We start from the raw sequence: 25,800 nt of genomic DNA on the forward strand, positions 1-25,800 counted from the left end.
CATGCGCATCCCCGACATCGCGATCATGGGCCACCTGAAGTGGACGCGCACGGGCACCGTGTGGGCCACCTGGCGCCTCGACGGACTCCCCAAGGGCCTGGGCGGTAGCGAACTCAACGACGTCCGACGCAAGATCCACCGCGCGCTGGCGCAGGGTCTGATCGGTGAGTACATGCTGATGGGCTTCGGCGGCATCGTCTCTCCCGAGGAGATCGCGAACAAGATGCTCGCCGGCGTCGACGTCAGCGAGAACCCCGTCTGGGCCGAGGAAGTACTCCTCAGCATGGACGAGTTCGACATGCGCCCCAACGGCCGTCGGGAGTACTGGATCTCCGTGCCCCTGCGCGTCCGCAGCCTCAAGGACAAGGCCCGCATGGTCTACGGCTGGATGGAGCACTCCGTCCGCGAGACCGTGGCGCTTCCGCTGCGCGCCCCCTCGGCCGAGGAGATCACCTCAGCGATGCGCGCTGCAGCTCGTATCGAGGAGGCCATCCCGGCGTCCTTCATCCCGCGTCGGTCGACCCCGGCCGAGCAGCTGTGGATCGGCACCCACGCGATGACCCGCGGTCTGTACGAGAACCCGGCGCCGGCGCCCCGCGCAGAAGAGCTCCCCCGAGGGGCCACAAAAGTGCTGATCGACGAGCACCTGCAGCGCACCACCACACCGAAGTCGTACCCGCTCCCTCACCTCGACGAGGGCGGTCAGACCGACTCGAAGGGCAAGATCAGCCGCATCAACCCTCTCGCCAACCGCTTCCTCAAGGTGACGGACACCCGCACGGGTGCGGCCAGCTACCAGGTTCTGATGGCGCTGGCTGGCAGCCCGCGGGGTGGATGGGATGAGGATCTCGACTGGGTCGGGGCGCTCGACGAGCTCGGCGTGAACGCCGACTGGGTCTTCCGGGTGCAGAGCCTGCGAGCCCGGGACGCGAAGCGTCGCAACGCCCGCGCAGAGATCAACCTCACCGACCAGATGGATCAGCAGGAGGGAACCGCGGCGATCACCGGATCCGGTGGCGACCTCGACGTCACTGCCCGCGATCTCAGCGAATGGCACCAGGCCCTCGGAGCGTCCGAGCGCGAGGTCGAGATCCAGGCCACGTTCATCGTCGCCGTTGCCGGCGATACCGCCGACGAAGCCACCGAACGTGCGCAGTTCACCAAGAAGTACTTCGCCGACAACCTCGAGTTCCAGTTCGACATCCCCATCGGCGGCCAGGAGAAGCTCTGGTGGGCGATGTGGCCCGGACACCCGTCCGAGCGCATCGTGAAGGAGTTCGCGGAGCTGACCACGGGCACGCAGTTCGCCTCGCTCGCCCCCATGACCTCCACGGACCTCGGAGACGGAACCGGCCTCCTCTTCGCCGACAACATCACGTCGGGAACCGAACCGCCGGTGCTCCTGGACCTGTGGGGACAGATCACGGGTGACGTCTCCGGTTCCATCGGCATCGCCGGTGAGCCGGGTGGTGGAAAGTCCGTCGCGATGAAGATCATCCTCGGCGCCGTGCATGACCGTGGCGGGCGCTTCATCGTCATCGACCGCACCGACGCCAAGGAGTACGGAGTATTCGCCGAGTCGATCGACCCGTCCCAGGCGACGATCGTCGACCTCGTTGCCCCGGAGTGGTCACTCGACCCGCTGCGCATCTTCGGCGCGAAGGCAGGCGCCAGCCAGATGCTCACGCTCTGCTCCGCCCTCCTCGGTGTGAAGGCCCGCTCTGCAGCAGGCGTGATGCTCGCCGACGTCCTCAACGAACGCAAGGCAGAGAACGCCGGGCTGACCAACGCCAACGCGCTCCTCGCCCGCCTGACCGACCTCGGCCGCACCGACGAGACGGCCCGCGAGCTCGCGGGGCTGATGAACCTCTACGCCGACACCGAGTACGGCGCCGTCCTCTTCGACAACGACCTTCCGCCGCTGAACCTCGCCAGCCGCGGCATCGTCTTCCTCACCCACGGCGTCGCCCTCCCCACCAAGGAAGAGATCGACAACGCGGCCATGTTCGACCAGCTGGGCCTGGACAAGCTCTTCGGGCACGCGATGTACGCACTGCTGACCCGCATCGCCCGAGAGATCTGCTTCCGTGACAGCAACGAGCTCGCCGTATTCGCCGCCGACGAGCTCGCACACGTCACCGCCAGCCCCCAGGGCCTCGCGGAGATCAACCGCTTCCTCCGCGACGGCCGCAAGCACGGCGCACCCGTTCTCGTGGCATCGCAGGACGCCCGCGACTTCGGCGACGAGATCACCCGCTCGCTCATCAAGAACCGGATCCTGACCCGTCAGACCGACTCCGTCGCCGCGAAGTCGAACCTCGAGTGGTTCCAGGAGGGGTTCAGCAAGAACCCCTCGAACGTGCAGACCATCACCGAAGGCCTCTCGCCCCTTGGCGCCGACAACAAGGTGCCGGTGGGGCGCCGCGGTGAAGCGCTCTTCCGTGATGCCCGAGGCCGCATGGGGAAGATCCGCACGCGCGTCTCCCGTCGCCCTGACCGTGCTGCAGCCACCCTCTCCACCCCGAAGACCGTCAAGCCCTCCACCGAGCAGGTGAACTCATGACCGTTATCGCACCCATCGCCCGCACCGCTGAGGGGACTCGTCGTCGCATCCGCCGTGTGTGGAAGTGGATCCGCCGCCACCCGCTGCGCACCGTGGCGATCCTCGTCGGCATCTGGACGATCACATCGATCCTCGGCGGCAACGTGATCCTCGCGTACGCAGCTGACGGGGACGCCGGTGCGACCCTGCCGTTCCTCGCCCCCATCGACGCCAAGGACAGCTCGGGGATCTCGATCGCCCAGTACGTGTCCCTGCCGATGGATCGTGGCGGCGTGTTCGACCCGATCAAGGCGTTCCTCGCACAGACCGTCGACGCGATCTGGGTCGCGAACCTCACCGGCCTCAGCTGGGGCCTGTGGTTCATGCAGTTCATCGTCACCCTCGAATGGATCGACTGGATCACCCCGCCGATCGAAGCGATCTTTCAGATGCTCTCCGGCCTTCTCTCGCAGATCGGATGGATCCCCGTCGGCCTCGCCCTCGCGGCGATCATCGGCTTCGTCGCCATCATGCGTGGCCGCGTCGCCGCCGGAGCGACGGACATGGCCATCTCTGTCGCCGCGAGCGTCCTCGCTGTCACCCTCCTCGCGAACCCGATCGGTCTGATCACCGGCCCTGACGGGGGCCTGCGCACCGCACAGGCATGGGGCGGATCCATCGCCGCATCGATCTCCAGCGGCGACGCATCCTTCCTCGACAAGATGCCCTCCCCCGACACCGCACGCGAGGTCGTCTCCGACGCGCTCATCGGTCAGATCATGGACGCCTGGGTGCGCTACCCCGCACAAGAGATCGTGTTCGGCCAGCTGCTCGAGGGCTCGTGCGCCACCGCATTCAACGACGCGATGATTGCCTCGAAGCCGTTCGAAGACGGAGCCGCCGTCCGTGACGCGATTCGCCCCTGCGCCCCCGATGCCGCCGAGTACGCCTCCAACACCAACATCGGGTTCGTCATCACCGCCGGCATCGCTGCCGGAGGATCCAGCGCCCTGAACTTCCTGTCGCTCATCCTCGGGATGGTGCTGCTCCTCGCCTCCGGCTTCACCCTGTGGAGTGCCGGCAAGTGGCTGTTCTCCACCTACGCCGCAATCGCTCCGGGATTCGCCCGCCGGGCATGGTGGAGCTCGGCCCTCGGAATCCTCGCAGGCCTGTTCAGCATCGGTGCCAGCATCGTCCTGGTCTCCGGGTTCCTGTCCATCACCACCAGCATGATGATGGCGCTCGCAGAGACCACACCGCTGTCGACACTCGCGCAGATGATCGTCATCAACGCTGTGGTGCTCACGATGGCGATCGCGCTCATCTGGAACTTCCACAAGGCCAGGAAGGCCGGGGAGAAGCTCTCCGAGCGGCTCGCCCGTCTCGGCCTGGGCAAGTCCGCCGACCGCGCGCACCCGATCCGCGATCGCGCGCAGCGCATGGCCGAGAACTACGTCTCCAGCCGTCTGTCGTGGAACGCCCACCAGAAGGCCTCCACAGCTGCAGCCGCGGTCGCTGGGGCTGCTGCAGCAGCGACCGGCGGCTCTCCCGCGGCGGCCGCCACCGCCGCCTCCAGCGCGACACCAACCCCCACCCCTGCCCTGCAGCCCGCGATCACCGGCATTCCGGCAGGAGCTGCTCCCGCGCAGCCGATGGTCGAGCTCACCCAGACCGATGTGAAGAAGGCGGGTGGAGTGAAGGCCGCCGCGACGAAGCTGCTGACCACCGGCGCATCCGTCGCTCTCGCGGCCGCGACCGGCGGCACGAGCGCCGCGGTGCTCACCCTGACCAAGGAGGGCGGCAAGTTCGTCCTGCAGCGCGGCATCGAGCAGGTTGCGTCTCGAGGTGACAAGGCCATCTCCACCGGCGACGGAGACCGCGACGAGCGGCCTGCAGGGTCGTCATTCGCTGCGTACGGGCGCCAGATCATCGTCGACGCTGCAGGATCCAGCCAGATCGCACCCCGCGAGGCACCGTCGCGCACGAGTTCCTACCGGCCGAAGACGCCCGTCAGCACGCCCGCTACCGGGGCTGCGGCGGCCACCACGGCCACCAGCTCCGCCGTTGTCAGCAGCGCGGCGTCGTCGTCCTCGAGCGCACTTCGGGCTCGTCTGGCGGCGGCCGCGGCATCCGCCACCACAGGAGGCGTCAAGTGAAGAAGACCGGCGGTGTCATTGCGGGGATTACTGCGATCGCGGTGATCCCCGCCGCGGTGCTCGTGTACTGGCTCGTCATGGGTATGACGGTGATCTTCGGCGCCAACGCCGCAGGGTGCTTCCCCAACGAGCAGGGCACGACCCAGACCGCGGAGGTCGACGTCGCCGGCGTCCCTGCAGGCCCGATCGCCGGATACAAGCACGAGCAGCTCGTCAACGCCGCCCACATCGTCATCGCCGCGCAGAAGCTCGGCATTGACGGGCGCGGTCAGGTGATCGGCGTCATGACCGCGATGGGCGAGTCCAGCCTCGTCAACATCGGCTACGGCGACTGGGAGACCAGCGGTGTGACGAACCCTGACGGATCGGCGACATCCTCGATCGGTCTGTTCCAGCAGCAGAAGTGGTGGGGCACCAACGCGGAACGGATGAATCCGGAGACGTCGGCGACGAAGTTCTTCACCTCACTGCTCAAGGTCAGCGGCTGGGAGACCCTGCAGCCGACCATCGCCGCGCACCGCGTGCAGGGCAACGCCAACCCGTACCACTACGCGAAGTTCTTCGACGCGGCGAGTGAGATCGTCTCCACCCTGACCGGTCTTCCGCTGACCTCGGGCACGGATGCCGGCAGCTGCGGTGTCGGCTCGACGGGCGAGTACCCGGCAGCTAACGGCACCGAGCCCGGGGCGTGGGGTGGACACCAGAACGGCCGCATCCCGGAGAACCTGCTCACCCCGATCCCCTGGCAGCCCGAGTACAAGCTGCGCGGCGACGCGACCCAGGCGCTCATCCAGCTCAACGCGACCTTCAAGGCCGAGTTCGGGTACGACCTCCCGATCAACGACGGCTACCGCGACTACCCCGGCCAGGTCGAGGCGAAGCGGAAGTACGGCAAGAACGCGGCCGAGCCCGGAACCAGCAACCACGGCTGGGCGATGGCGATCGACGTCGGCGACCGCGGGCACTGGGCCATCGGCTTCAACAGCCAGATCTACGACTGGCTCAAGCGCAACGGACCCTCCTACGGGTGGGTGCATCCGCCGTGGGCGGAGCCCGGCGGACAGGGGCCAGATGAGGCCTGGCATTGGGAGTACTGGGGAAAGGCAAGCGCATGAGAATCCATCTGATCACCGCAACGGCAGCCGTCGCCGGCATGCTTCTGCTCGCAGGGTGCACCGCCCCCGACGAGATCGACGACCCCACCACGACACCCACCTCGGTGCAGGGGCCGGAGCGCCCCGAGGGGTTCCCCACGCTGGGAGAGCCCGTCGGCGACGACAAGGCGGACTTCAAGAGCCAGCAGGAGGCGGTGGCGGCTGCAGAGGCCGCGATGACCGTGTTCGTGTCACACGACCGCGACTACGACGCCTGGTGGGCCGAGCTCTCTCCGCTGCTCACCGTGGAGGCGCAGGACGCGTGGGCGTATACCGACCCGCGCATGATCACCGTGACGCAGCTGACCGGCGCGGCGACCATCGTCGACGCTCCCAGCTCCACTCTCGTCATCGTCGACGTCCCCACCGACACCGGCGTCTGGCGGCTCGAGCTCGTCCGCGCAGCTGAGGTCGGCACCACGGGTCAGGGCGCCTGGAAGGCCTTCACCCTGATGCCGCCCGAGACCACCGAATAGGCAGTTTGTCGGTTAACAGCGCCCACGCCCACCCCTTCTAAGTGAGAGCACCGATTCGAGGAGACATCGTGAAAGAAAACGACACTGACACCCTGATCTACATCCTGGCCGGGATGATCTTCGTCCCGCCGATGCTGGCGAAGTTCGTCCCGGGCGTGAGGGATGCCCTCGTGAACTGGCACATCCTCGTCACCGACAACGTGCTGATCCCCTTCCACGACGGCATCGGCCTGGATCTCCCCCGAGTACTCATCGTGCTGTGCGCGGTGGGAGCGATCGTGTCTCTCATCGTGCTCCTGCTCCGCGCCCGCGCCGCCCGCAAGGAAAAGGCTGAGAAATGAGCCGCATGATCATCCCCGGGTCGACGCTTCCGCCACGCACGAAGCCGACTGCAGCTATCGCGATCGTCCTGTTCTCGACGATCGCGATCAGCATGTTCGCGTACATCACCTCCAACACCGTCGGCGCCGTGCTCATCGGGATCCTCGGCGCCCTCCTGATCGCCGGCACCGTCGCGCTCTACCTCCGCAACCGTGAACGCCACGACGACGCCGACCTGTTCCTGCACCGAGTGCATGGGATCCTCGGCTGGCCCGACCCCCACCGCGGCCAGGTCATGCCCTCCAAGTACCGCGGCTGCTGGGTGGGGAAGCCGACCCAACTCAAGGTGGTCTACAACCCGCTCGCCGACGAGGAAGTCCCCGAGATGCTCGCGGAGATCCGTCGACTCGCCAAGCGGCAGTTCGGATCCGCGTTCAAGGTCGCCAAGCACAAGAAGAGCACCGTCATCCTGGTCGCCTCCGGCACCTCCGCGGTCGAGCGCGATCGCGACGAGAAGATCGAACGCTCCAAGCTCATCGTCTCCAAGACCTTCGGCAGCAGCGCCAACACCACCGTCTCCACAGAGCCGATCACGCGCCAGGTCGAAGGGAAGACGATCACGTCGACGAAGGTCACCCGCATCAGCGTCAAGTACGAGGTCGCCCCCAAGCTCTCCCGCAGCGGTGTGCGCGCCTCCGTCGAGTCGCAGATCTCCGGCGTGCTCGAAGGTCGCTGGAGGGCGTACTGGGATCTCCCCAATGACACCTTCTGGATGGAACCCCGCCCTGAGCTGCCGAGCGTAATTCCCAACCCGTTCGTCGCCCCTGAAACCGTCGATCCTCTCGCCACCTACGACGACCTGGCCGTGCCCGTCGCGATCGACGAAGACGGCAACGTCATCAGCTGGCGCCCCAAGCAGGATCCCCACTTCCTCACCACCGGCAAGACCGGTAAGGGCAAGACCGTCTGCGAGCTCGGCGTCATCGGATTCCTCGCCGCACACGGCTGGGAGATCTGGGGCATCGACGGCAAGCGCTTCGAGATGCTCGGACTGCGCACCTGGCCCAACGTCAAGCTCATCGCCGGCCGTATCGACCACCAGGCGCGCGTCGCCCACGAGGTCTACGAAGAGATGCAGCGCCGCATGGCCGCCTACGAGGCCGGATCCATCCGCCTCGAGGAGTTCGTGCCGATCCTGTTCGTGATCGACGAGTTCAAGACCTTCCGCAACGCGCTGCTGCGCTGGTACCGGATGGTCAAGCCGCGCGGGGCTGCAGCACAGCCGCCTGTCCTCGACGAGATCAGCGACATCGCCTCCCTCGGTCGCAAGATGCGCATCCACATCATGAACGGCCTCCAGCGCCCCGACGCCGACTTCCTCACCGGTGACATGCGTGACAACTACACCTTCCGCGCCAGCTGGGGTCGCCTCTCGGCCGAGGCCGCGAAGATGATGTGGAACAACTACACCACCGGCACGACGATCCCCACCACCGCCAAGGGCCGCGGCATCGCGTACAACAAGCAGGGCCAGGCCGTCGAGGTGCAGGGCTTCTGGACGCCCGACCCTTACCAGACCGACGCCGAGCACCCCGAGCGTTGGGTGTTCCCCGGTGACCTGCAGCTCGTCGAGAACATGCGCCCCAAGAAGCGCATCCACGACATCATGAAGATCGTCGACCTGGAAGACGACGTCATCGACGTCGACGACAGGGGCAAGCCGATCTACGCCGACTACGGCCACCACATGGCCACTCCCATCATCAACGCCGGCGACCCCGAGCTCATCGAGCGCGAACGCAAGATCCTCGGCGATGCCGAAGGCGACATCCGCCGCGAAAAGCTCGCAGCTCAGGTCGCCCTCCTCGAGCGCATCCAGATCGAAGAGGAAGAGCCGGAGATCTCCGACGAGGCCGAGATGTTCAGCGGCTACTCCCCCGCCATCGACCAGTTCCCCGAAGAGCTCCTCGTCGACGGCGAGCTCCGGGCCGAGGGCATCCTGATCCTCGTCGACGAAGACTCCGACACCTGGGGCCTAGTCGAGTTCGCCGAAGAGGACGAAGAGGACATCACTTTCTCCTACCGCGACTTCGCCACAGGAGACCCCGGTTCCAAGACCATCCCCACCGGCAACACCCTCATCACGCGCTCCCCCGTCGCAGGCGAGGTCTGAGACGTGGCCCGGCCCCGCGACCGCGACACGCGGACAACCCTCTTCCATGAATATGTACACATATGGTTAAGTGGCCCGCATGGCCCGCATTCAACGTCGACGAGGATCTTTGATCGATCCCGTCATTCCTGGCTGGCGCATCGAGCGTCAGAACAAGGAGCGCGCCGAGGCTATCGCCTCCAGAGCCGGCGTGTCCACGTCCGAGCTCATCGAGCAGCTCCTGGAACATGTCGAGCTGACCGACCAGGGCATCCCCACCTGGATGCCCCCACGGGACCGCGACGGGGAGTTGCCTATCGACACCGCTTAACGCAAGAGGCCCCCTGCCGAAGCAGAGGGCCCATTCGCATGAGGTTCAGATCTCAGGAGTTCGCAGCTACTGATCTGAATTTTGTAGGAATCCGACTTGGCGGTCGGCTTCCTGGCTTCGCACCGGGAGTCACCCGGAGCTTTTCTATACCCACTAGTAGGACTAGGTGGTGAACCCATCGTAGCTCAGTCATGCCCTGAAACACAGTCATTCGAGCCTGTTTCTGCTGTCAATCTGCAAGAAAATTGCAAGCAGATTTCGCCGATCGACACCGCTGAATCAGGCTTTCCAAACCCTCGTACGCCTTACGGTGACTCCCACCACGGCGACGCTCTTTCTGATGCCCCGACGCATCCCACAACCGCTCGCGCTCGCCGAAGCGTCACGGGTGGATGCACCTCGTGGTCGCTTCCGGTTGAGGATGGCGCCTACGCGTCTGTGCCCGCGTGGCGGTCTCGGTCGGCGTGGATGAGCTGGGTCGTCGAAGAACTCGCCTCTCCTCGAGGTGTGGAGCTGTGCCGGGGGAAGATCAAGGCGGACACGGTCATCATGGTGGCTCGCGACGATGCGTCGACGGCAGATTCCACCTCAGGCCGTGGTGTCACGACGTCGAGGGAGACGGTCGCGAAGCGGCTCGGGATGTCTGGCCGGCACGTCGGTACCGCCAGGGGGATCCTCGAAGCCCTCGGAGCGTCCGTGACGATCGTGCGCGGCCGCCACCTCTCCCCCCAGGAACGCTCCCTGGCGCGCAAGGCCCACGGCAGCTACCAGGAGGCCGCAGGATCCGTCCGCGCCCTCACCATGCCCGCCCTCACCGTAGAAGCCCACACGGACGATCCTCGTGGCGCTGAGCCGGTCTCCGAAGCCGTGCCTGTGGATACTTTCCACCTACCCCGCAGGGGTTCGGTTAACAAGACCCCCCCTGTCAAAAAGTACTCACCAACACGCGCTGAAGCGCGCGAGAAGGCCGCTGCGCGGCCGAAGCTGAAGAGGAAGTCACAACGACGGTCCCAGAGAGCACCTCGCGATCTCGAAACACAGCGGTTCGTGTGGGCTATCGCCCAGCGATTCCTGCTCTCAGACGGCTCCGCACCCCGCCCAGGCGCCCCGCTGCGCCCTGGAGTACTCCGCGGCGGCCGCCACATCGGCAACCTCGCCCGGATCCTCGAACGCAACGGCATCACACCGCGCCGCTACACGCCCCAGAGCCTGGCCGACACACTCCAGCGCCTCATCGAAGCCGGAAAGCTCCGCTCCCCCCGCTACGAAGAGCTGCGGGATCCGATCGCGCACTTCGCCTGGACCCTTCGCCGCCTGAACGAACTCACCGAGGGCGAGACCACGCTCGAGCGCATCCGCCGCGAGGATCTCGAACGAGCCGAGAAGCGCCGCCAGGCCACCTTGCAGGAGCTGCCGACCCCGGAGGAGCAGGCGGCCGCGCACGAAGCCGCACAGGCATTCTTCGCCTCGACCAGGCGGCTACGGAAGCCGATCGCGCGAGACCGCCGTACGGACGTCGTCGAGCTCGTCACAGCCGTCATCGGCCGAGGCATCCGCCTGTACGACGCTCCCACAGCCACTCAAGAGCTCGTCGGAGACCTCACGGCCATGCACAAGCCACTCACTGCGGACGGCTGGCAGCTGACAACCAGCGACGCTGCCCTCACCTGGACGCGGGAGAGCGAACAGGCCGTCGAGGTCACACTCAGCCCAGCACTCCCCCACACCGTCACGGCCGTCACCTCCCAACTCGACCCGGGCACTCCCCTCGCTGCCGTCGTGGATCTCATTCACGAACGCCATGCGACACGCAACAACTAACGCTGGACATCCACCTACACTTACCGCCATACTCAAGGCCATAAGGAAGGCGTTACGTCCCGAAGGAAAGCTAGCCATAATTCACGAAGTGAATACGGCAAGGCGTGACGCAACATGAACCGCACGAAATCAAGCGGGAAACATAGCGTGTCGAAACGCAGGACTTCGCGCTAGCACTCATACGTTGAAACAAGCAGGAACTACTGAAGGAGATACCGATGAGCATTGAGCGTTGCGTAAGCGTCGCCCAGGGCAAGGGAGGCGTCGGCAAGACCAGCGCCACCGCCAACGTCGCCGGCATGGCGGCCGCCTCGGGACTGCGAGTACTCGCCGTCGACCTGGATCCGCAGGGCAACCTCTCCCGGGAACTCGGCTTCGAACCCGATACGGGGGAGTCCCTCTTCAACGCGTTCCTGACGAGCATGCCGCTGCCGCTGCTCAAGAACGTCAGAGAGAACCTCGACGTCGTCCCGGGCGGCGAAGCCGTCGGAGATGCCCCGGCCGTCTTCGGAGCCCGTGAACAGCGCGGCGCCGAGGGCCTCGACGCGGTCCTCGAGTCGAAGCTCGCCGCGATCGCCGACGACTACGACCTCATCCTCATCGACACCCCCCCGGGCGACAGGATCCTCGTGGAAGCCGCACTGTCCGCATCCGTCGCCGTGGTTATCCCGACCCGCTCGGACGAGGCCAGCATCGACGGCGTCGAACGTGTCGCTGCTCGATTCATGGCCGTGCGCAAGCGCAACCCCAACCTCCGCCTCGCCGGAGTCCTCCTCTTCGGCATCAACAGTCGCTCCCGTCGCATTGAACGAGATGTGCGTAACAGCCTCTCCGGGATCGTCGGGGACTCCGCGCCGATCTTCCACACCATCATCCGAGACCACCAGGCCGCAGCCGTCGACGCCCGCAAGCGAGGCCTCCTCGTCCACGAGCTCAAGCAGGCCTCGAAAGCAGACAAGACCGCCCGCATCCAGGCGCTGAAGAGCGGTGAGAAGCCCGTCGACGGCCTCTACGCGCAAGACCCCAGCCTGCTGGCCGACAACTACAAGGAGTTCACCAAGGAGCTCCTGCAGCGCGTCGGCGAGCTCGAGCAGGAACGTGAAGCAGAAGGAGTCCTCGCATGAACGCCCCCGAGATCAAGCGGAGCAGCCTCGCCGACGCATTCAAGGGCGCGGGCAGTGAAGACGCAGCCGAACTCACCGGCCTCCTCGCACCCCGGAAGCCGTCTCCGCCGCGCGAGGCCGCCACATCGCAGCCTGCCCGCGCCGACGCTCCTGCAGCTGAACCCGTTGCGGCTGTGAGGCCAGCGCCTCGTGAGGCCGCCCCGGCCGATCCGGCCAAGAACAAGGTCGACAACGTTCCCGCGTACATCAACCCGGTCGTCCTCGCTGCGGTTCGCGTTGCCCGTCGTGAAGGCATCGCTGCGGGAGAGCCTGACAAGACGTATGACGAACTCCTCGTCGACGCCCTCGAGCGCGTTCCCCTCGAGGAGATCCGGGCGATCTTCGCACCCGAGGACGCCGAGGCTGGTGGGCTGCTCCAGCGCCGCAAGCGCCGCTCCCGTGGCGCCGGCGGCACGCAGATCCAGCTGCGCATCACCGGGGCCCAGGAAGACGAGCTCACCGAGCTGGCCGCGTCAGTGGGTGCGCCGTCGCGCAGCGCGTTCGTCAACGAGGTCTACCGCCTGGCGTACCTCAAGGAATAGACCCGCAGCACCTCAACGCACGGAGGGCCCGCTCACCACATGAGCGGGCCCTCCGTGCGTCAGGAGCGCGCCGGGGGAGTCAGGCGCGGCGCCCGAAGAGCCTCTGCCACCAGGTGGCCTTGGGTGGTTCGCCACGGTCGAATGAGACGCTCACGGTGTGAGTGAACGATCCATCATCGCCGCGGTGGGTGCTCGTCTCGACGGGCATGCTGTTGAGCTCTGCAGCACGCTCGAACGCGGCAGCACGTGCCTGGGCGTTGTGGAGCTGCACCTGGTTGAACAACAGCTTCGCTGCCTCCCGAACACCGACCCACTGAGCCTGGAACGGCTCCGGGAGATCGGTCGAGAATGCCTCCGTCATCGGCGCACCAGACGCCTTGATCGCCCGCACCTGATCTGACCGTCGCGCGAGCTCGGAGTGCAGCTTGGCGACGTCGGGGATCTCGGCGACGTAGTCCACCGCGAACTGCACCTCGGGCTGCACCTCGAGCGGGAGATCCGACAACGCGCGAGCGTCCACCGCCGCCTTCAACTCGATCGCCCGATCGAGCAGCTCCTCATCGATCGTCAGCAACGCGAGAAGAGCATCCACCCACTCGTCGACCGACTGGGGCCGCTCATCTTGACCAAGCTTCTCGACCCACTCGACGTAGCGGCCATAGACCTCCACCAGAGCATTCGTCGAAGCGAAAGGAGAACCCGAATCAGCCATCCGTCACACCATCCCGTCGAGGTCGTGGGTCGAACCTACCGGAACCCGTCGACGTCATCGAAGCGGCCGCGGGCAGAACGAACGGCCAGGCTCGACGCCTAGCGCCAGGTCGAATGAGATGTGCCAGGTCGGATGAGACGACGGTCAACTCGAGTGAGATTCTGACAACTCGAATGAGACAGGACGGCGGCCGTTCGATCGCGATCGCCGGGTGGACACTGCGAGGTTACGGGCTGTAGGTGCTTGCTTTGTGCTTGAAAAAAGCCAGCAGGATTCGCCGGGTTTCGCGGGGCGGAAGGTGTATGCGGGGTGATTACCGTGAGAGACTGTGCCTCCGCCTCCCTATGCGCTAGAGCGCAAGATGAGCTACCGCACAGCCTATCAGGGTTGTCAACGTGTATTGCAATCTGCAAGCATTTTTCAAGCAGATTTCGACAGGTATGTCTCACCGGATCTGTAGAAATCTCACCGACCTGTAGAACGCCTCACGGCCTCAGTGCGCTGGTCCCGAGGTGCGACGCGAGGTTCATGCTGCAGGGGGATGCCGGAGAGTCGGGCCCGCCAATAACGTGGGGGGTGCCCACCCCGCGTGCCAGAACAAAGAAGCCAGATGCTCGAGCTCCTCGCCCCCTTCCTCATCGCTGTGTTCGGCGCCTTGGTGGTCTGGTACGCGGACGCCTGTCGCCGCGGAACCGTGCGCAGGCAGCGGATCCTCGGCTACCGCACCGCCCTCACGATGCGCGATCCGAAGGCGTGGATCACGGTTCACCGCGCCATGGCGCCGATGTTCTACCTCGCTGGTGGCGGTGCCGTTCTCGCCGGATTGGCGGGCGGGGTGCTGGCGCTGCTCGGCATCACTGCAGCTGTGCCCTTCGTCCTCGGGGGAGCGATCGTCTGGCTGCTCCTGTGGACGGTGCTCTCCGTCATGCCCGGGGCAGCCGCCGCGCGAGACTACAGGGGGCTGGGCGACCAGGCGACGGCGGAGCGCATCCCTCGTGATGCGAGAACGGTCACCCGAGCAACGATCGCCCTCGGGTGACACAAAGCCGCTTTGAGTGACACAGGTTCCCCGGGTGGTGACACTGTGTGTCACCGCATAGACCGAGCTGCCGCCTGGCGATAAGGGATCGAGAGCACGCCCTCGTGCCCCGCTACCGCGAGCTCAGGGGCTCCGATACTCCCGGTGCCGGCGGGGATGATGGGTCGGCCGCCGCGCTCTAAGATGACTCGGCTAGGGGACGAATACACGCGATTTCCCGCATGATTCCGGGGGAGCGGTCGCGCGGAGGACTCGTGAGCGCCCTGGCGCGGGCGTACACTCTACGAATAGGGTTTCGAGAGTTTGGGGAGCGGGTGCCTACAACCGTCGTACCTCTGTACGCGTACTCAGTGACCGCGGATTCCATTTCGCTGCCGCAGCTGCTCGACGCGGTCCCTGCGGGCTTCCCCAGCCCGGCCCAAGACTATGACGCCGGTCCGATCGATCTCACCGAGCTGCTGATCGAGGATCAGGCCGCCACCTTCCTCGTCCGCGTCTCGGGAACATCCATGGTCGACGCCGGCATCCACGACGGCGATGTCGTCATCGTCGACCGATCGAAGACGGCGCTCTCCGGGGATGTCGTCGTCGCGATCCTGGACGGCGACTTCACCATCAAACGCCTCGTCCGAGAACGCGGCACCTGGGCGCTGCGCGCCGAGAACGCAGAGTGGCCCGACGTCGTCGTCGACGAGCTCTCCACACTGGAGATCTTCGGGGTGGTCACCGTGAGCCTCAGGTTCCATCGGAGCCGGAGATGATCGGGCACGTCGACATCAACAGCGCCTACGTGTCTTTCGAGAGAATCGTGAATCCGCGTCTCGAGAACCGCCCCTGCGTCGTGTTGAGCAATAACGACGGAATGGTCGTGGCCTCGTCGAAGGAAGCGAAGGCCATCGGCCTGGATCTCGGCAAGCCCTGGTTCGAGCTGCGGCCGCACGCGAAGAGGCTCGACCTGACTGCCCTCTCGTCGAATTATGAGCTCTACCAAGATTGCTCGAACAGGGTCATGGACGTGCTGTCTCGCTTCACCCCGGACCTGTCCATTTACTCGATCGATGAGGCGTTCTTCGAGGTGAGTCCACGGATCGCGAAAGACCCCGAAGCGATGGCCGCCCTCGGCCGAGACATCAAGGACACCCTCCGCCGGCTCATCGGCGTCCCGGTCTGCGTCGGCATCGCACCGACACGCACATTAGCGAAGCTGAGCAATAAAACGGCGAAGAAGATCGCGGCATTCGACGGGGTGTGCGTGTGGCCGGCGACCAGGCCCAAGTGGCGCCACGCCCTCATGTCCCGACTGCCGGTCTCCGAGGTGTGGGGGATCGCGTCTCGCCTCGAGCGCCGCCTGGCGGGCATCGGCATCACGACGATCGCGGATCTCGCGGCCGCGGATCCCGTCCTCATTCGGAAGGCGTTCAACGTGGTCGTGATGCGCACGGCGCTCGAGCTGCGCGGGATGCCGGCGATCGCCGCCGAAGAGGATCGCACCGGCAAGAAAGATCAGCTGATCGTGTCCCGCAGCTTCTCCGAGAAAGTCACCACCCGAGACGGGATGCGCCAAGCGTTGTCGATCTACGCCCAGCAGGCGTCGACCCGGCTCATGAAGCACCAGCAGGTGGCGAAGATCCTCACCGCCTTCGCAGGCATCAGTCACTACACCGAGCAGATCCGTTACCCGTCACAGATGGTGCGGCTGCCGTTCCCCACCGCCGATCCCGTGGAGCTCACCCGCGCCGCGCACCGGCTCCTCCCGCAGATCGAGGAAGGGGTGAAGTGGGCGCGGGCGGGAGTCATGCTCACCGACCTGAAACCGGCAGCCGTTATCCAACCGCTCGAGCTGTTCCGTCATGCCCACGAAGACGCAGGGATCGCCACCATCATCGACCAGGTGCAGAAGAAGGCCGGGCGCGAAGTCCTCGGGCTCGGGTGGGGAGGGATGCGCCCCGGCCCGTCCTGGCAGATGCACCGCGGCATGCTCTCCAAACGCGCCACCACGCACTGGGATGAGCTGATCGTCGCCCGAGCCTGAAAGGTGTCGGACCCCCTCTCTAAGATGAGGGTAGAGGGGGACACATAATGAGAGATCAGCTCAGCACACGCGCCGAGGCGATCGCCCGCGCCGCGCACGCCGGCCAGGTCGACAAGAGCGGTCAGCCCTACATCGATCACCCAGCGCGGGTCGCGGCTCGCGTGCAGGGGGATGAGCTGCTGGAGGCGATCGCCTGGCTCCACGACGTCGTGGAAGACACCGACGTGCAGCTGGTCGACCTGCAGGCGGAGTTTCCTCTCGAAGTGGTCGACGCCGTCGATGCCATCACCCACCGGCCCGGCGAACCGCGCGCCGACTACTACGCCCGCGTCAGCCGGAACCCCCTCGCGCGTCAGGTGAAAGACGCCGACATCGACGACAACACCGATCCGGCGCGCACCGCCCTGCTCGACGACGCCACCCGCTCCCGACTGGCCGCGAAGTACGCCGCGGCACGAGAGGCCCTCTCCCGTGTGTAGATCATCTGACGACGGCGGCCGCCGCTGCCTCGACCACCGCCACCTCCGCGACGTCGACGTCGACGACCTTCGCCCCGCGGCCACCGATGACGCACCCGACGTCGACTGGGGAGAGCACCCGCCGTCGACTGCAGAGCTCTACGACACCTATGGCTCCACCGTCGCCGGCGCCGCGATCCACAAGCTCGAAGAGGTGGCCGCCATCGAGCCGGAGATCACCGCGGCGATCATCGACGCGGCCCCGGCAGATTGCCGGATGCACAACCTCGAGTATCGGATGAAGTCGCCGGCATCCCTCGCGGGAAAGATCGAGAGCCGGATCCTGGTTGATCCCACTGCGACGCCGGTGGAGATCACGGGGCGCCTCACGGACTTTGTTCGCTACACCGTGGTCGCACCTACTCCCGATCGAGTCGTCCCTGCCGCACAAGAGACGCTGGAGGGTCTCGTCGCCAAGGGGTGGGAAGTAAAGGAGATCGAGCATTCCTTCGTCGACGGCAACCCGTACAAGGGTCTGCACTCGATCGTCGTGCACCACAGCGAGACCGACCAGGACGTCGAGATCCAGTTCCACTCCGAAGCCGGCGCCGCGATCAAAGACCGCTACCACCACGACTACGAAACGCTGCGCGATCAGACGCAGCCCTACCCGACGCGCGCCGCGGCCCACACGACCATGGTCAATGCCTGGAACATTGTCCCGACTCCGCCGGGCCTCGTCGACCTCCACATCGGCAGCGTCGTCGCCGTCGAGAAGGCCTATGGGCCACCAAAACCTCCCACCCCCCCCTACCAAGACGGACTAAGATAAACTAAGATGTAGGCAATTGAGAATGGAGCGAGGAACACCATGAACCTCTATCTGGTCCGAAACGCCGCCGGCACCCCGGTCTGGATCGCGCACGAAGACAACGAGCAGCGCATCTGGACCTACGTGCAGAACACGGGCAAGTTCCACCTCAACCAGGGCCTCTACCGCGACTTCTACTTCGAGCACGCGAACACGTACGCGCCCATCAGCGCCGACGATGCGCTGCAGCAGATCCGCAGCGGCATCGGCAAGCTCGATGAGCAGACCGTCGGCCACCTCGTCGAACGGTTCAAGCAGGATCCCGCAGCACGAACCATCGAAGATGTCCTCGGCTCCTCACCGGTCCCCACGGCGCGCCAGCAGGCGGAGGCTCGCGTCAACGCGCTCGTGCAGGCCCCCCGGGGGAAGTGGATGACCTGGAAGTCCTACCGGCTCGCAGAGAAGCAGCTCGCTCACGTCTCAGCGCGAGATCTCCGCCTGGGCAGGATCAAGATCGTCAACACCAAGGTCGGTGCTGTCGAGTCGCGCCTCGAGGAGGACGGCGAGAACGTCAAAGTCATGGTCGCGCGAGCCGCCAACGGATAGTTCGACCGCACGACACAGCCACAACCAGTAGCGGCCGCCCCCTCGATTCAGGGGGCGGCCGCTACTGCTGTGTAGGTCGGGTCTGGGTCACTCCACCTCGGGAGCGATCGCGCCGCGGTAGACCAGCAGCTGGTGCAACACGGGATGAGGGTTCGTCTCCTGCAGCTTCACCAGTGCCGCGGTCGCAACCGAGGGGCCACGCGACGTCGACGACGTCGACGGAAGGCCGAGATCTCCGAAGAGCACCTCCTGCAGCTGCCCGCGATCCTCGAGGTTCACCTCACGGCCGAGCAGCCGATAGATCTCCTGCGCTGCGGCGAGCGCGGTGGTTCCGATTGCTGCGGCGCGGACGCGGCCTTTCTGGTTCTCTGCAGCTGCGCGTCGGCCGGCGATGAAGACGTCGGCTTCGAGCTTGTTGAACAGGGGGGTGCGGACGCCGGCGGGGGTGACGGGGTCGGGGAATCCGGGGATGTACTGGCCGCTGGTGGGGGTGCCGTACTTGTATGCGGTCTTGAGTGAGATCTGCAGGGCATCGGCGAAGTAGGAGAAGTCGACGAGCTTGGTGAGGTCGATCTTGATCGGCTCGGGCGTGGGGTTCTCAGGCGCTCCAGCCATGCGGTGTGCGTCGATGTAGCGGTCGGCGTCGACGCGGCGGAACAGGGGGGAGCGCTGTCCGGGGTTCACCGGCTTCGGGTAGTCGTCGTGGCGGTGTCGGTACTCACGTGCTTGCTGAGCGCCTTTGAGGCCGAGCCCGGCGGCGATGTAGTCGTATCCGACGAGGTCACGGCTGGCCATGGTCATCCTCCTGCGAGTCGGTGAGGTCGTGGTGAGCGTGGATGGTGGGGCGGCGCCAGTCAGGGTCCGTCTCCTCGAGCTCGCTCGAGGTGAGGATCATCTGATTCGGGTCGGTGGTGCCGCGGTCGAGGCGGGCGCGGATACTGGTGCCGAGCCGGTCGATGTAGCGGTGGGCGGGGGAGTGCGCCCAGTCGCCGGCCTTGCTGCAGGCGTCGATGTAGGCCAGGCGGGTGCGTTCCAGCTGGAGGATGAGCTCGTCGACGAGCGTGGGCGTGAGGAGCTCGGCGACGGGCTGCCACTTGTAGGGTTCCGCGGATGCGGCGAGCGCGGCGTCGGTGAGGATCTGGCCGAGTGTGTCGGCGTCGGTGACGAGGCGTTCGTGGTGGGTGGCGAGTTCGTCGTCGTTGCTGAGCGCGGCGACGGCGGCGGTGACGAGGAGGTCGATGCTGTCGCGGTGGAGCATCAGCGGGTGCCTTTCGTGATCGGTGTGAGGGTGCGGGTGATCGACGAGGTAGGCGGCACCCGGCTGGAGCTGCTGGGAAATGTCAGGTTCACAACAGGCTCGGACCACCGTCCCGCGCGTGGCGGGGGTGCTCGACAGCCGGGTGCCTTGGCTCATGATATCCGCGGTGCTGCGGCGAGCGCTGCGCGGTACGTGTTCGGTGTGGGCGGGGTTCGTGGGGTCGGTCATTGGTCTTTCTGCCAGATCTTGTAGGCCTGGTGGAATTCGGGGGTGTCGTCGAGGCCTTGGGTGACGAGGCGGTCGAGGTAGTCGTTGAGTTCGGCTTGTGACATCTGCCGGGGGTCGGTTTTTCGCGCTGCTGTAGGCGTTGGGTGCAGGCGCGATCGTTCGAGCACTCCCATCCTTCGGAGCCCCAAGGCACGAACCCGCGTGTCCCGATGCGGTGGCATCGGTGGCATTCGAGGGTCTCGCCCGGTTTGCGATCGCCGGCGCTCACCGGGGTCGCTCCCTGGATGCGGCGAGCGCGGCGCGGTGACGGCGGGCGAATGCGGTGTGGTCGGTGCGGCTCATGTGTCGGGAGAGGCGGGCCTGCGCTTCGCGCGGGGTGCGGCCTGCGCTGGAGAATCCGCATCCGGGCTTGGGGCAGTCGATCAGTGTCTCAGTCATCGAGGGTGCCTCCTTGGGTGGATGCGGCGAGCGCGGGCGGATCCCAGGTGCCGTCGGGGTTGAGGGGCGGTTTGCCCGCGTCGACCCACCGGCATACGGTCGCCCAGTCGGGGCGGGGGCCGGGTGGGCGCTCGCCGCGGGTGCTCATCCTGCGCCTGCCGGGGTGCCGACGGCCCAGAGGCGACCTGCGCGGGCGGCGTCTCCGAAGCGGGTGCGGGTGACGTCGCCTTCGATGTAGGTGGCGAGGATGTAGGGGTGGTCGGTGGTGGGGGCGCTGGGGTCGTTGCGGTAGGCGACGGCGGCCGCGTAGCCGGGGCTGAGCCAGTCGTTGCTGGGGGAGGGCTCGAACTTCTCGAAGGGGGCATCGTGGTCGGCGTAGAGGCCGGTGACGGCGAAGAACTGGCCGACGCTGTCGTACAGGCCGGACTGCATGGCGGGGGGGGCGCTGCGGTGATCTCGACGTGTGCGAGGAAGTCTCGGGGGGTGACGCCTTGGGCGATCATGGTGTTCCCTTCGGGTGGGAGGCGGCGAGCGCCCGTCCTGAAAAACTCTTGTTGTGAACCTGACATTTACAGTCTATCGGATGTCCCCGACATTGGGAACCCCGGGGAGGAGGTTTGTGGCCTCCTCCCCGGTCGCTGTCAGGCCTCCTCGGTCTCGTACACCTCGGACTCGATGACCGTGAGCGTTCCCATGCTCGCCTCTTCGGCGATCTCGGTCACGTCGAAGTCCTGGAGGGCGAAATCGCCCGCCGCGTCACCGTCGACGGCGCGGCGGGTGGTCGTCCACTCGACCGTGATCCGCAGTGTCACGTCGTAGTCGCGTTCGCGACGCGGGCCGTTCATGGCCTCGGCCATGCGGTCGTACTCCTGGCAGAAGTCAGCGTTGTCGGCGATGCGGCCCGCGCGCTCCCAGAACTCCGTGAGGCGGTAATCGCCGCCGTCGGTGATCTGCTCGGTGCGCAGCTGCTCGATGGTGCGATTGCGCGCGACGATCGCCTCATCCTTCTCGGCGAGCGCGCGCTGTGCGGCCGCCAACTCCTCGCGCGCCCGCTCGAGCTCCCCGCTGAATCCGGCCCGTCGGTCGGTGATCGCCGGTGCCGGCGGCAGCACCATGGTGCCTTCTCCGAGAGCGGCCGTGGCGGTGGTGGTGATGTCTGTCATGTTTTCTCCTAGGTGGTGTTGTGAACCTGACATTTACAGACTACGGGGGGCCACCGACATTGCTGTTCGTAGGTGCTGCTGCGCACGGTTCGCGGCGAGGGTTGCATCACTGTTCGGTATGCTGGACGGGTTCTGCAGGTGGACACAGGATGCCGTTGTTCTCGGAGACAACGCGGTACGGTCCGAAAGGGTGTGATGCCCGCACCTGTGTTGTGCTGCTGCGGTGGTCCCCTCTCACTGGTGCGGCGGTAGTCCGAGATGCATGCCGCCAGAACGAGATCCCGTGCCCCACATCAACGATCGATCCGAGTTCGGTGTCGTAGCCGAGGTTCTAGACGCGCCCCATCCGCTGGTTCGTGCGCAGTGGCGCAACGGGCGGCTGGATCTGACGATGTCGCCGGGGCAGCGGAAGTTCACAAGCCTCCTGATCAAAGCGCTCCTCTCGCCTCGCGAGAGCAACCCGTGGGATCACGCCGTCGGACGACGTCTCACCGACCTCGTGCTCTATGAACACTCCGTTTTCGCAGCCCGTGATCGATTCATCCTCGCAGCGGCCGCCCACGATCGAGTCGCCGCGTACCTCCTTCCTTTCGTTCAAACGAGCTGGGATGGCGGGGCGGTCATAGCTGGGATACCGGGTTTGCGGCTCAACGCCTGCCGACGGCACTCCTACGAACTTGTCCATCTCCCCACTGGAGGGGTGCTTGAGGTCTTCGACTCGCAATGGCGGGACCAGCGAAACCCCGACACTCCTGCGTCCCTGCGCTATCTCGACTTCGAGCTGAAGACCACCCGGGCCGACAAAGGAGTAGAGCAGGCCGAACAGTGGGCGTTAGACCTTCACTACCGCGATTCGCCATTGCTCGCTACGGTTGGCGCACGCCTGGGACTGTGGTGGCAGCACGGCGGGTTCCCTCGGCTGATCGGCAATGCCGGAGCGACGACTCTCGGTTCCCTCAAATGGGAGCGAGGCCCTAGCGCCGAGTGGATTGCACAACACATCGAGTCCCGCAACATGCATACTCCAGGGCTCATCGTCCATCGCGCTCAACAGGGGCGACGGTGGATGGTGTTCGAGCTTCACAACGAAACACTCATGGTCGAAGGTCCGGGCCTCGGTCGCCGGTGAGGAGCGTGCGCGACACGAGCTCTCCACCGGGCAAACGGCATGGGCGCCCCTGCAGGTTGGACGCTTTGGCGGTGATCTGGACCGAGCCGCCGCCGCGGTAGAAGAGTACGCAGAGCTATTCGCCCAGATATCCCGACACCGCTCCTGGCAACAGAGGCCATCGCGGGGAGAGTGGTCTGGGGCAAGATGAGCATGTGAACGAGCAGCCGGACCACAGTCGTGGCCGATCGCGTCGGCAGCCGCGAGAACTGGTCCTTTGGGATCGCGACGACCTCTCCATCCCAGAAGGATGGAGCGAACTCTTCGGAGAGATGACCAGCGGGCCCTCCGCCGCGCAGTGGGGACGACGAGCAGCCATGTCGATCGCAAGGGTGCGGATAGAAACCGGCACCGGGCCGAGCTTCTCCGAGCTCTTCCACGAACTCTTGCCACACACTGCAGGGCTACCAACACCGCTACCCGAAGAGTTCGCATATCCGGATCGCCGCTACGCCATAAACCGATTCCGCTACGGCTGCGGAATCGCCTGGGCCAACCTCGGCTGGATCAGATGGCGGCGCGGAATCGAACGGAGCCTCGACACCGGCCCGCGACTCCCGCGCTCACCCGACTAGTCACCAGATCGTCAGCACAGTTGCACTTCCCACTAGAGTTCCCCCTCGTCCGGATCTCAGAGAATCGGCGTCGCAGCTATCGCGTAGGCGTCGCCCTCCCCGCGATACCTGGCGGAGCACGTATCATCGCAGGTGCAAGGCCGCTTCGTGCGCCGCAGGGGTGCTGCGGCGTTGACATTAGATGGGACAAATAGTGTCCGCAAAGCCAGCAAATTCTCCTAACGGCGACTCACCGACCGCCGACGCCGGCGACGCCGCGACCTCCGAGGTCGAGCGACAGCCGGAGACGGAGATCCACAATCCTTTCGCGATCCCGCGCTCACGGCTCAAGATGCTCGACTACGCCACCCAGCAGGAGTTGAGCATCGAGGAGCAGAACGTCGGATTCTCCGCCAGACTCTTCGCTCAGGTGTCACTGCCGCAGCGAAACCCTGGAGACATTCCCTACTTCGAGCGCCGCAACGGCGACGTCACGCTCACGCTCAGCCCCGCCCTCGTAACCCAGCGAGACGGATCCCGCGTCCGTCGATACCCGTACGGGATCTACCCACGGCTCGCGCTGACCTACATCGCGACCGAGGCATTCATCACGGACAGTCCCGTCGTCGACCTCGGCAAGAGCATGCGCTCATTCTTGTCTCGCATCGGGGTGGACTACAACGGCCGCAACGCCAACATCGTTAAGACTCAGCTCGCCGCCCTGTTCGGCGCGCAACTCTCCGTAGAAGGCCTCTCGATGAACGAGGCCGGCCATGGGACCGTGTCGGAGTACTTCCAGATCGCCAAGAGCGTCAGCCTCTGGTGGTCAAAGAAAGAGGAATCAGGCCAGGAAGGTCTGTGGAGCTCCGAAGTACGGCTCACCCAAGAGTTCTTTCAGTCGATCAAGAACGCACCCGTTCCGGTCGACCTCGGCGCTATCCGCGCGCTCGGCGGTAGCAGTCTCCGCATCGACATGTACATGTGGGCGACATACCGCATGTTCTACCTGCGCAGGCCGACGCGCATCAAGTGGGAAGACCTTAGCAACCAGTTCGGCGCCCAGTATGGCCGCGTCCGGGCGTTCAAGGCAGCGTTCATCAAGGAGCTGCAAGCGGTGCAGATTGTCTACCCGCAGCTGAATGCCGAAGTCCACCCGGACTATCTCATCCTCCGTCCCTCCATGACTCACGTCCCCGCGAACAAGCCATTCCGCCAGGTCGGGCAGAAGCCGCCAGTGGAGTAGCCTCGCGCGTCCGCCTCCCCGTCGTACCGAGGGAAGCGACTGTCGCGCGATGGCGGACGTACCTCTCGGCGGACACCTGGGAACATTTGGGGCGCGGCCCTCTCCCGCGGCCTCCTACGCATGGAGCCCGGGATCATGTGGTGGCTCACCTGCGGCGGGAACATTTGGTGGCGCACACCTGGGAACAATCGGTGGCACCCGGCGTGACGATCAGCGGATTCAGCGCATGTGGGAACATTTGGTGGCGACGCTTCGTCAACCGCCCCCGACAGAGTGAGACTGGGAACATTGGTGGCGCACGATACCTGCGCTTGGGGGCTCGGTGCCCCGGAGCGGCAGCTTGCATGGGAACATTTGGTGGCGCGAGCAGGTTGCTAGCGCGCTCAATCCTGCTGGGATCATTAGGTGGCGCGCCCGCAGGAGCTACTGACGGTGCATCCCTCACGTTCGCGCCGAGTCCAATCGGCCCCACCTCGCCACCGATTGACCCCACAATTCGTGGGAACAACTGGTGGCGATATGCGGGACATTGGTGGCGCGACTGGGATCATCTGGTGGCGCGACTGGGGTCAAACGGTGGCGTCGCAGGTGGCGCTCGCCCCTCGCGATCCCTGCAGAGACAAGGCCTCCGAGCCTGTGGACAACTTTCCCCCTGTAGTTCTTCCTGTACCTCACCTGTAGATATCTACGCTTCTCAACGCAACCACAGAGCAAATCGGCTTCGGAGCGCGGTCCAAGACTCTCCGTTCTCCATGGATGCGTGACTCGTTGTAAGTGATCGGAAAGCCCGAAGGCCAAGGTGACGAGCGAGTTCAAAGGGACTTCGCGTCCGACCACTGTCGACGCAACCGGACGGGACAGCGAGGTTGCCACGCTCAACCTCACGACCGACGCGCTGAAACGCGCCGGCTGATCCGAGGCCGGTGCGGTGCTGTTGGTTAGAACTCCGCCTCGAAGCATCAGGCACAGGACTCCGAAGAGAATTTTCAAGCCCTAGTAGGCGTGCCACGTCTATTCTCTGAACGCGTAAGTATGCCCGCGGAAACCCACGGCAACGCATAGCCACCAGCGGCTACGACCACACAGGGACCGCGCGCCCGAGCCTGACGAGCGCGACGAGGCCGTGCGAACCGTTGACAGACGCCACCGTCTCGCACAGACGTCGGTCGTTCGAACCGCTGATAGCGGGATGGCCGCGGTCGTTCCTCTGGCTGGTCGAGGACTTTGCCCATGCTGGCGGCATCCCATTCGAGTTCCTCTCTTTGATGCGAGGCCGCAGGGCGGTTTCAGCGGTCCCGCCGGGGTAGAGCCCTGGCGGTGTCGGCCTCGTCCGCGAGGACGACGGCTCTCCTCGTGATCAGCTAACGTTCCTCCGACAGAAAGGAAGTCACGCGTTTCGGTGTACTGAGATCATGGACTGGGATGATGGGCA

Annotated in this window: 25 protein-coding genes; 18 read left to right on the forward strand and 7 right to left on the reverse strand. The window is 65.7% G+C overall.

The genetic code is table 11. The features are described from left to right. Nucleotide 1: 1 nt before the first annotated feature. The 10 genes from D514_RS39345 (at nt 2) to D514_RS38300 (ending at nt 12,658) form a co-directional block, all read left to right on the forward strand. A complete protein-coding gene (locus tag D514_RS39345) occupies nt 2-2,563 on the forward strand; it encodes an ATP-binding protein (RefSeq protein WP_017831614.1) in 2,562 nt (853 codons plus the stop codon). Then, on the forward strand, nt 2,560-4,698 hold the full coding sequence (locus D514_RS37730; RefSeq protein WP_020380578.1) for a hypothetical protein: 2,139 nt from the start codon (nt 2,560-2,562) through the stop codon (nt 4,696-4,698). Before D514_RS39345 ends, D514_RS37730 begins: the two co-directional genes overlap by 4 nt. Next, nucleotides 4,695-5,813: a M15 family metallopeptidase gene (locus D514_RS38295; RefSeq protein WP_017831615.1), complete on the forward strand. Its 1,119-nt coding sequence runs from the start codon at nt 4,695-4,697 to the stop codon at nt 5,811-5,813. Before D514_RS37730 ends, D514_RS38295 begins: the two co-directional genes overlap by 4 nt. Continuing rightward, complete coding sequence (locus D514_RS37740) at nt 5,810-6,328, forward strand: hypothetical protein (RefSeq protein ID WP_017831616.1); 519 nt, start codon at nt 5,810-5,812, stop codon at nt 6,326-6,328. The genes D514_RS38295 and D514_RS37740 overlap by 4 nt, the downstream gene beginning before the upstream one ends. A gap of 68 nt (nt 6,329-6,396) precedes the next feature. Then, nucleotides 6,397-6,669 (forward strand): hypothetical protein, encoded by a 273-nt coding sequence (locus D514_RS37745; protein WP_017831617.1) that lies wholly within the window; start codon nt 6,397-6,399, stop codon nt 6,667-6,669. Then, nucleotides 6,666-8,822, forward strand: a complete 2,157-nt coding sequence (locus D514_RS37750; RefSeq protein WP_017831618.1) for a hypothetical protein — start codon at nt 6,666-6,668, stop codon at nt 8,820-8,822. The genes D514_RS37745 and D514_RS37750 overlap by 4 nt, the downstream gene beginning before the upstream one ends. A 109-nt stretch (nt 8,823-8,931) precedes the next feature. Further along, entirely contained in the window at nt 8,932-9,132 is a 201-nt protein-coding gene (locus tag D514_RS37755; protein WP_017831619.1) for a hypothetical protein, read from the forward strand. Nucleotides 9,133-10,179: 1,047 nt separating this feature from the next. Beyond that, complete coding sequence (locus D514_RS37760) at nt 10,180-10,953, forward strand: hypothetical protein (RefSeq protein WP_017831620.1); 774 nt, start codon at nt 10,180-10,182, stop codon at nt 10,951-10,953. 218 nt (nt 10,954-11,171) lie between these two features. Then, nucleotides 11,172-12,077, forward strand: a complete 906-nt coding sequence (locus D514_RS37765) for a ParA family protein (RefSeq protein ID WP_017831621.1) — start codon at nt 11,172-11,174, stop codon at nt 12,075-12,077. After that, a complete protein-coding gene (locus D514_RS38300; protein ID WP_017831622.1) occupies nt 12,074-12,658 on the forward strand; it encodes a hypothetical protein in 585 nt (194 codons plus the stop codon). Before D514_RS37765 ends, D514_RS38300 begins: the two co-directional genes overlap by 4 nt. A gap of 79 nt (nt 12,659-12,737) precedes the next feature. Here D514_RS38300 and D514_RS37775 read toward each other — a convergent pair whose 3' ends face one another. Beyond that, nucleotides 12,738-13,370, reverse strand: a complete 633-nt coding sequence (locus D514_RS37775; protein ID WP_144053135.1) for a hypothetical protein — start codon at nt 13,368-13,370, stop codon at nt 12,738-12,740. Nucleotides 13,371-13,980: 610 nt separating this feature from the next. Here D514_RS37775 and D514_RS37780 point away from each other — a divergent pair. The 6 genes from D514_RS37780 to D514_RS37805 all read left to right on the forward strand — a co-directional run bounded on the left by D514_RS37780 (nt 13,981) and on the right by D514_RS37805 (nt 18,316). Further along, entirely contained in the window at nt 13,981-14,409 is a 429-nt protein-coding gene (locus D514_RS37780) for an SdpI family protein (protein WP_017831624.1), read from the forward strand. A gap of 350 nt (nt 14,410-14,759) precedes the next feature. Then, a complete protein-coding gene (locus D514_RS37785) occupies nt 14,760-15,170 on the forward strand; it encodes a LexA family transcriptional regulator (RefSeq protein ID WP_017831625.1) in 411 nt (136 codons plus the stop codon). Beyond that, nucleotides 15,167-16,441 (forward strand): Y-family DNA polymerase, encoded by a 1,275-nt coding sequence (locus tag D514_RS37790; protein ID WP_017831626.1) that lies wholly within the window; start codon nt 15,167-15,169, stop codon nt 16,439-16,441. The genes D514_RS37785 and D514_RS37790 overlap by 4 nt, the downstream gene beginning before the upstream one ends. Nucleotides 16,442-16,488: 47 nt before the next feature. Beyond that, nucleotides 16,489-16,920 carry an HD domain-containing protein gene (locus D514_RS37795; protein WP_017831627.1) on the forward strand — a complete coding sequence of 144 codons (432 nt, stop codon included), beginning with the start codon at nt 16,489-16,491 and terminating at the stop codon, nt 16,918-16,920. Further along, nucleotides 16,913-17,731, forward strand: coding sequence for a hypothetical protein (locus D514_RS37800; protein ID WP_017831628.1), 819 nt, complete (start codon nt 16,913-16,915; stop codon nt 17,729-17,731). The genes D514_RS37795 and D514_RS37800 overlap by 8 nt, the downstream gene beginning before the upstream one ends. A gap of 39 nt (nt 17,732-17,770) precedes the next feature. Further along, on the forward strand, nt 17,771-18,316 hold the full coding sequence (locus tag D514_RS37805) for a hypothetical protein (protein WP_017831629.1): 546 nt from the start codon (nt 17,771-17,773) through the stop codon (nt 18,314-18,316). 87 nt (nt 18,317-18,403) lie between these two features. On the opposite strand, the gene D514_RS37810 is transcribed toward D514_RS37805, so the two are convergent. The 6 genes from D514_RS37810 to D514_RS37830 form a co-directional block, all read right to left on the reverse strand. Further along, nucleotides 18,404-19,111 carry a DNA polymerase gene (locus D514_RS37810; RefSeq protein ID WP_017831630.1) on the reverse strand — a complete coding sequence of 236 codons (708 nt, stop codon included), beginning with the start codon at nt 19,109-19,111 and terminating at the stop codon, nt 18,404-18,406. Beyond that, a complete protein-coding gene (locus tag D514_RS37815) occupies nt 19,098-19,574 on the reverse strand; it encodes a hypothetical protein (RefSeq protein ID WP_017831631.1) in 477 nt (158 codons plus the stop codon). Before D514_RS37815 ends, D514_RS37810 begins: the two co-directional genes overlap by 14 nt. Before the next feature lie 492 nt (nt 19,575-20,066). Continuing rightward, nucleotides 20,067-20,240 (reverse strand): hypothetical protein, encoded by a 174-nt coding sequence (locus D514_RS39080; protein ID WP_186004871.1) that lies wholly within the window; start codon nt 20,238-20,240, stop codon nt 20,067-20,069. Then, nucleotides 20,233-20,388, reverse strand: a complete 156-nt coding sequence (locus tag D514_RS39085; protein ID WP_186004872.1) for a hypothetical protein — start codon at nt 20,386-20,388, stop codon at nt 20,233-20,235. Before D514_RS39085 ends, D514_RS39080 begins: the two co-directional genes overlap by 8 nt. Next, the gene (locus D514_RS37825) at nt 20,385-20,672 is read right to left on the reverse strand and encodes a hypothetical protein (protein ID WP_017831633.1); all 288 of its coding nucleotides are present in this window, start codon (nt 20,670-20,672) and stop codon (nt 20,385-20,387) included. The genes D514_RS39085 and D514_RS37825 overlap by 4 nt, the downstream gene beginning before the upstream one ends. A gap of 209 nt (nt 20,673-20,881) precedes the next feature. Continuing rightward, entirely contained in the window at nt 20,882-21,403 is a 522-nt protein-coding gene (locus tag D514_RS37830; protein ID WP_017831634.1) for a hypothetical protein, read from the reverse strand. A 283-nt stretch (nt 21,404-21,686) separates the two neighbouring features. On the opposite strand from D514_RS37830, the gene D514_RS37835 reads away from it, so the two are divergent. Then, nucleotides 21,687-22,532: a hypothetical protein gene (locus tag D514_RS37835; protein ID WP_017831635.1), complete on the forward strand. Its 846-nt coding sequence runs from the start codon at nt 21,687-21,689 to the stop codon at nt 22,530-22,532. A gap of 807 nt (nt 22,533-23,339) precedes the next feature. After that, nucleotides 23,340-24,368: a replication protein RepA gene (locus D514_RS37840; RefSeq protein WP_186004873.1), complete on the forward strand. Its 1,029-nt coding sequence runs from the start codon at nt 23,340-23,342 to the stop codon at nt 24,366-24,368. Nucleotides 24,369-25,800: the final 1,432 nt, after the last annotated feature.

The organism is Microbacterium sp. UCD-TDU, from assembly GCF_000340625.1.
Classification (GTDB): domain Bacteria; phylum Actinomycetota; class Actinomycetes; order Actinomycetales; family Microbacteriaceae; genus Microbacterium; species Microbacterium maritypicum.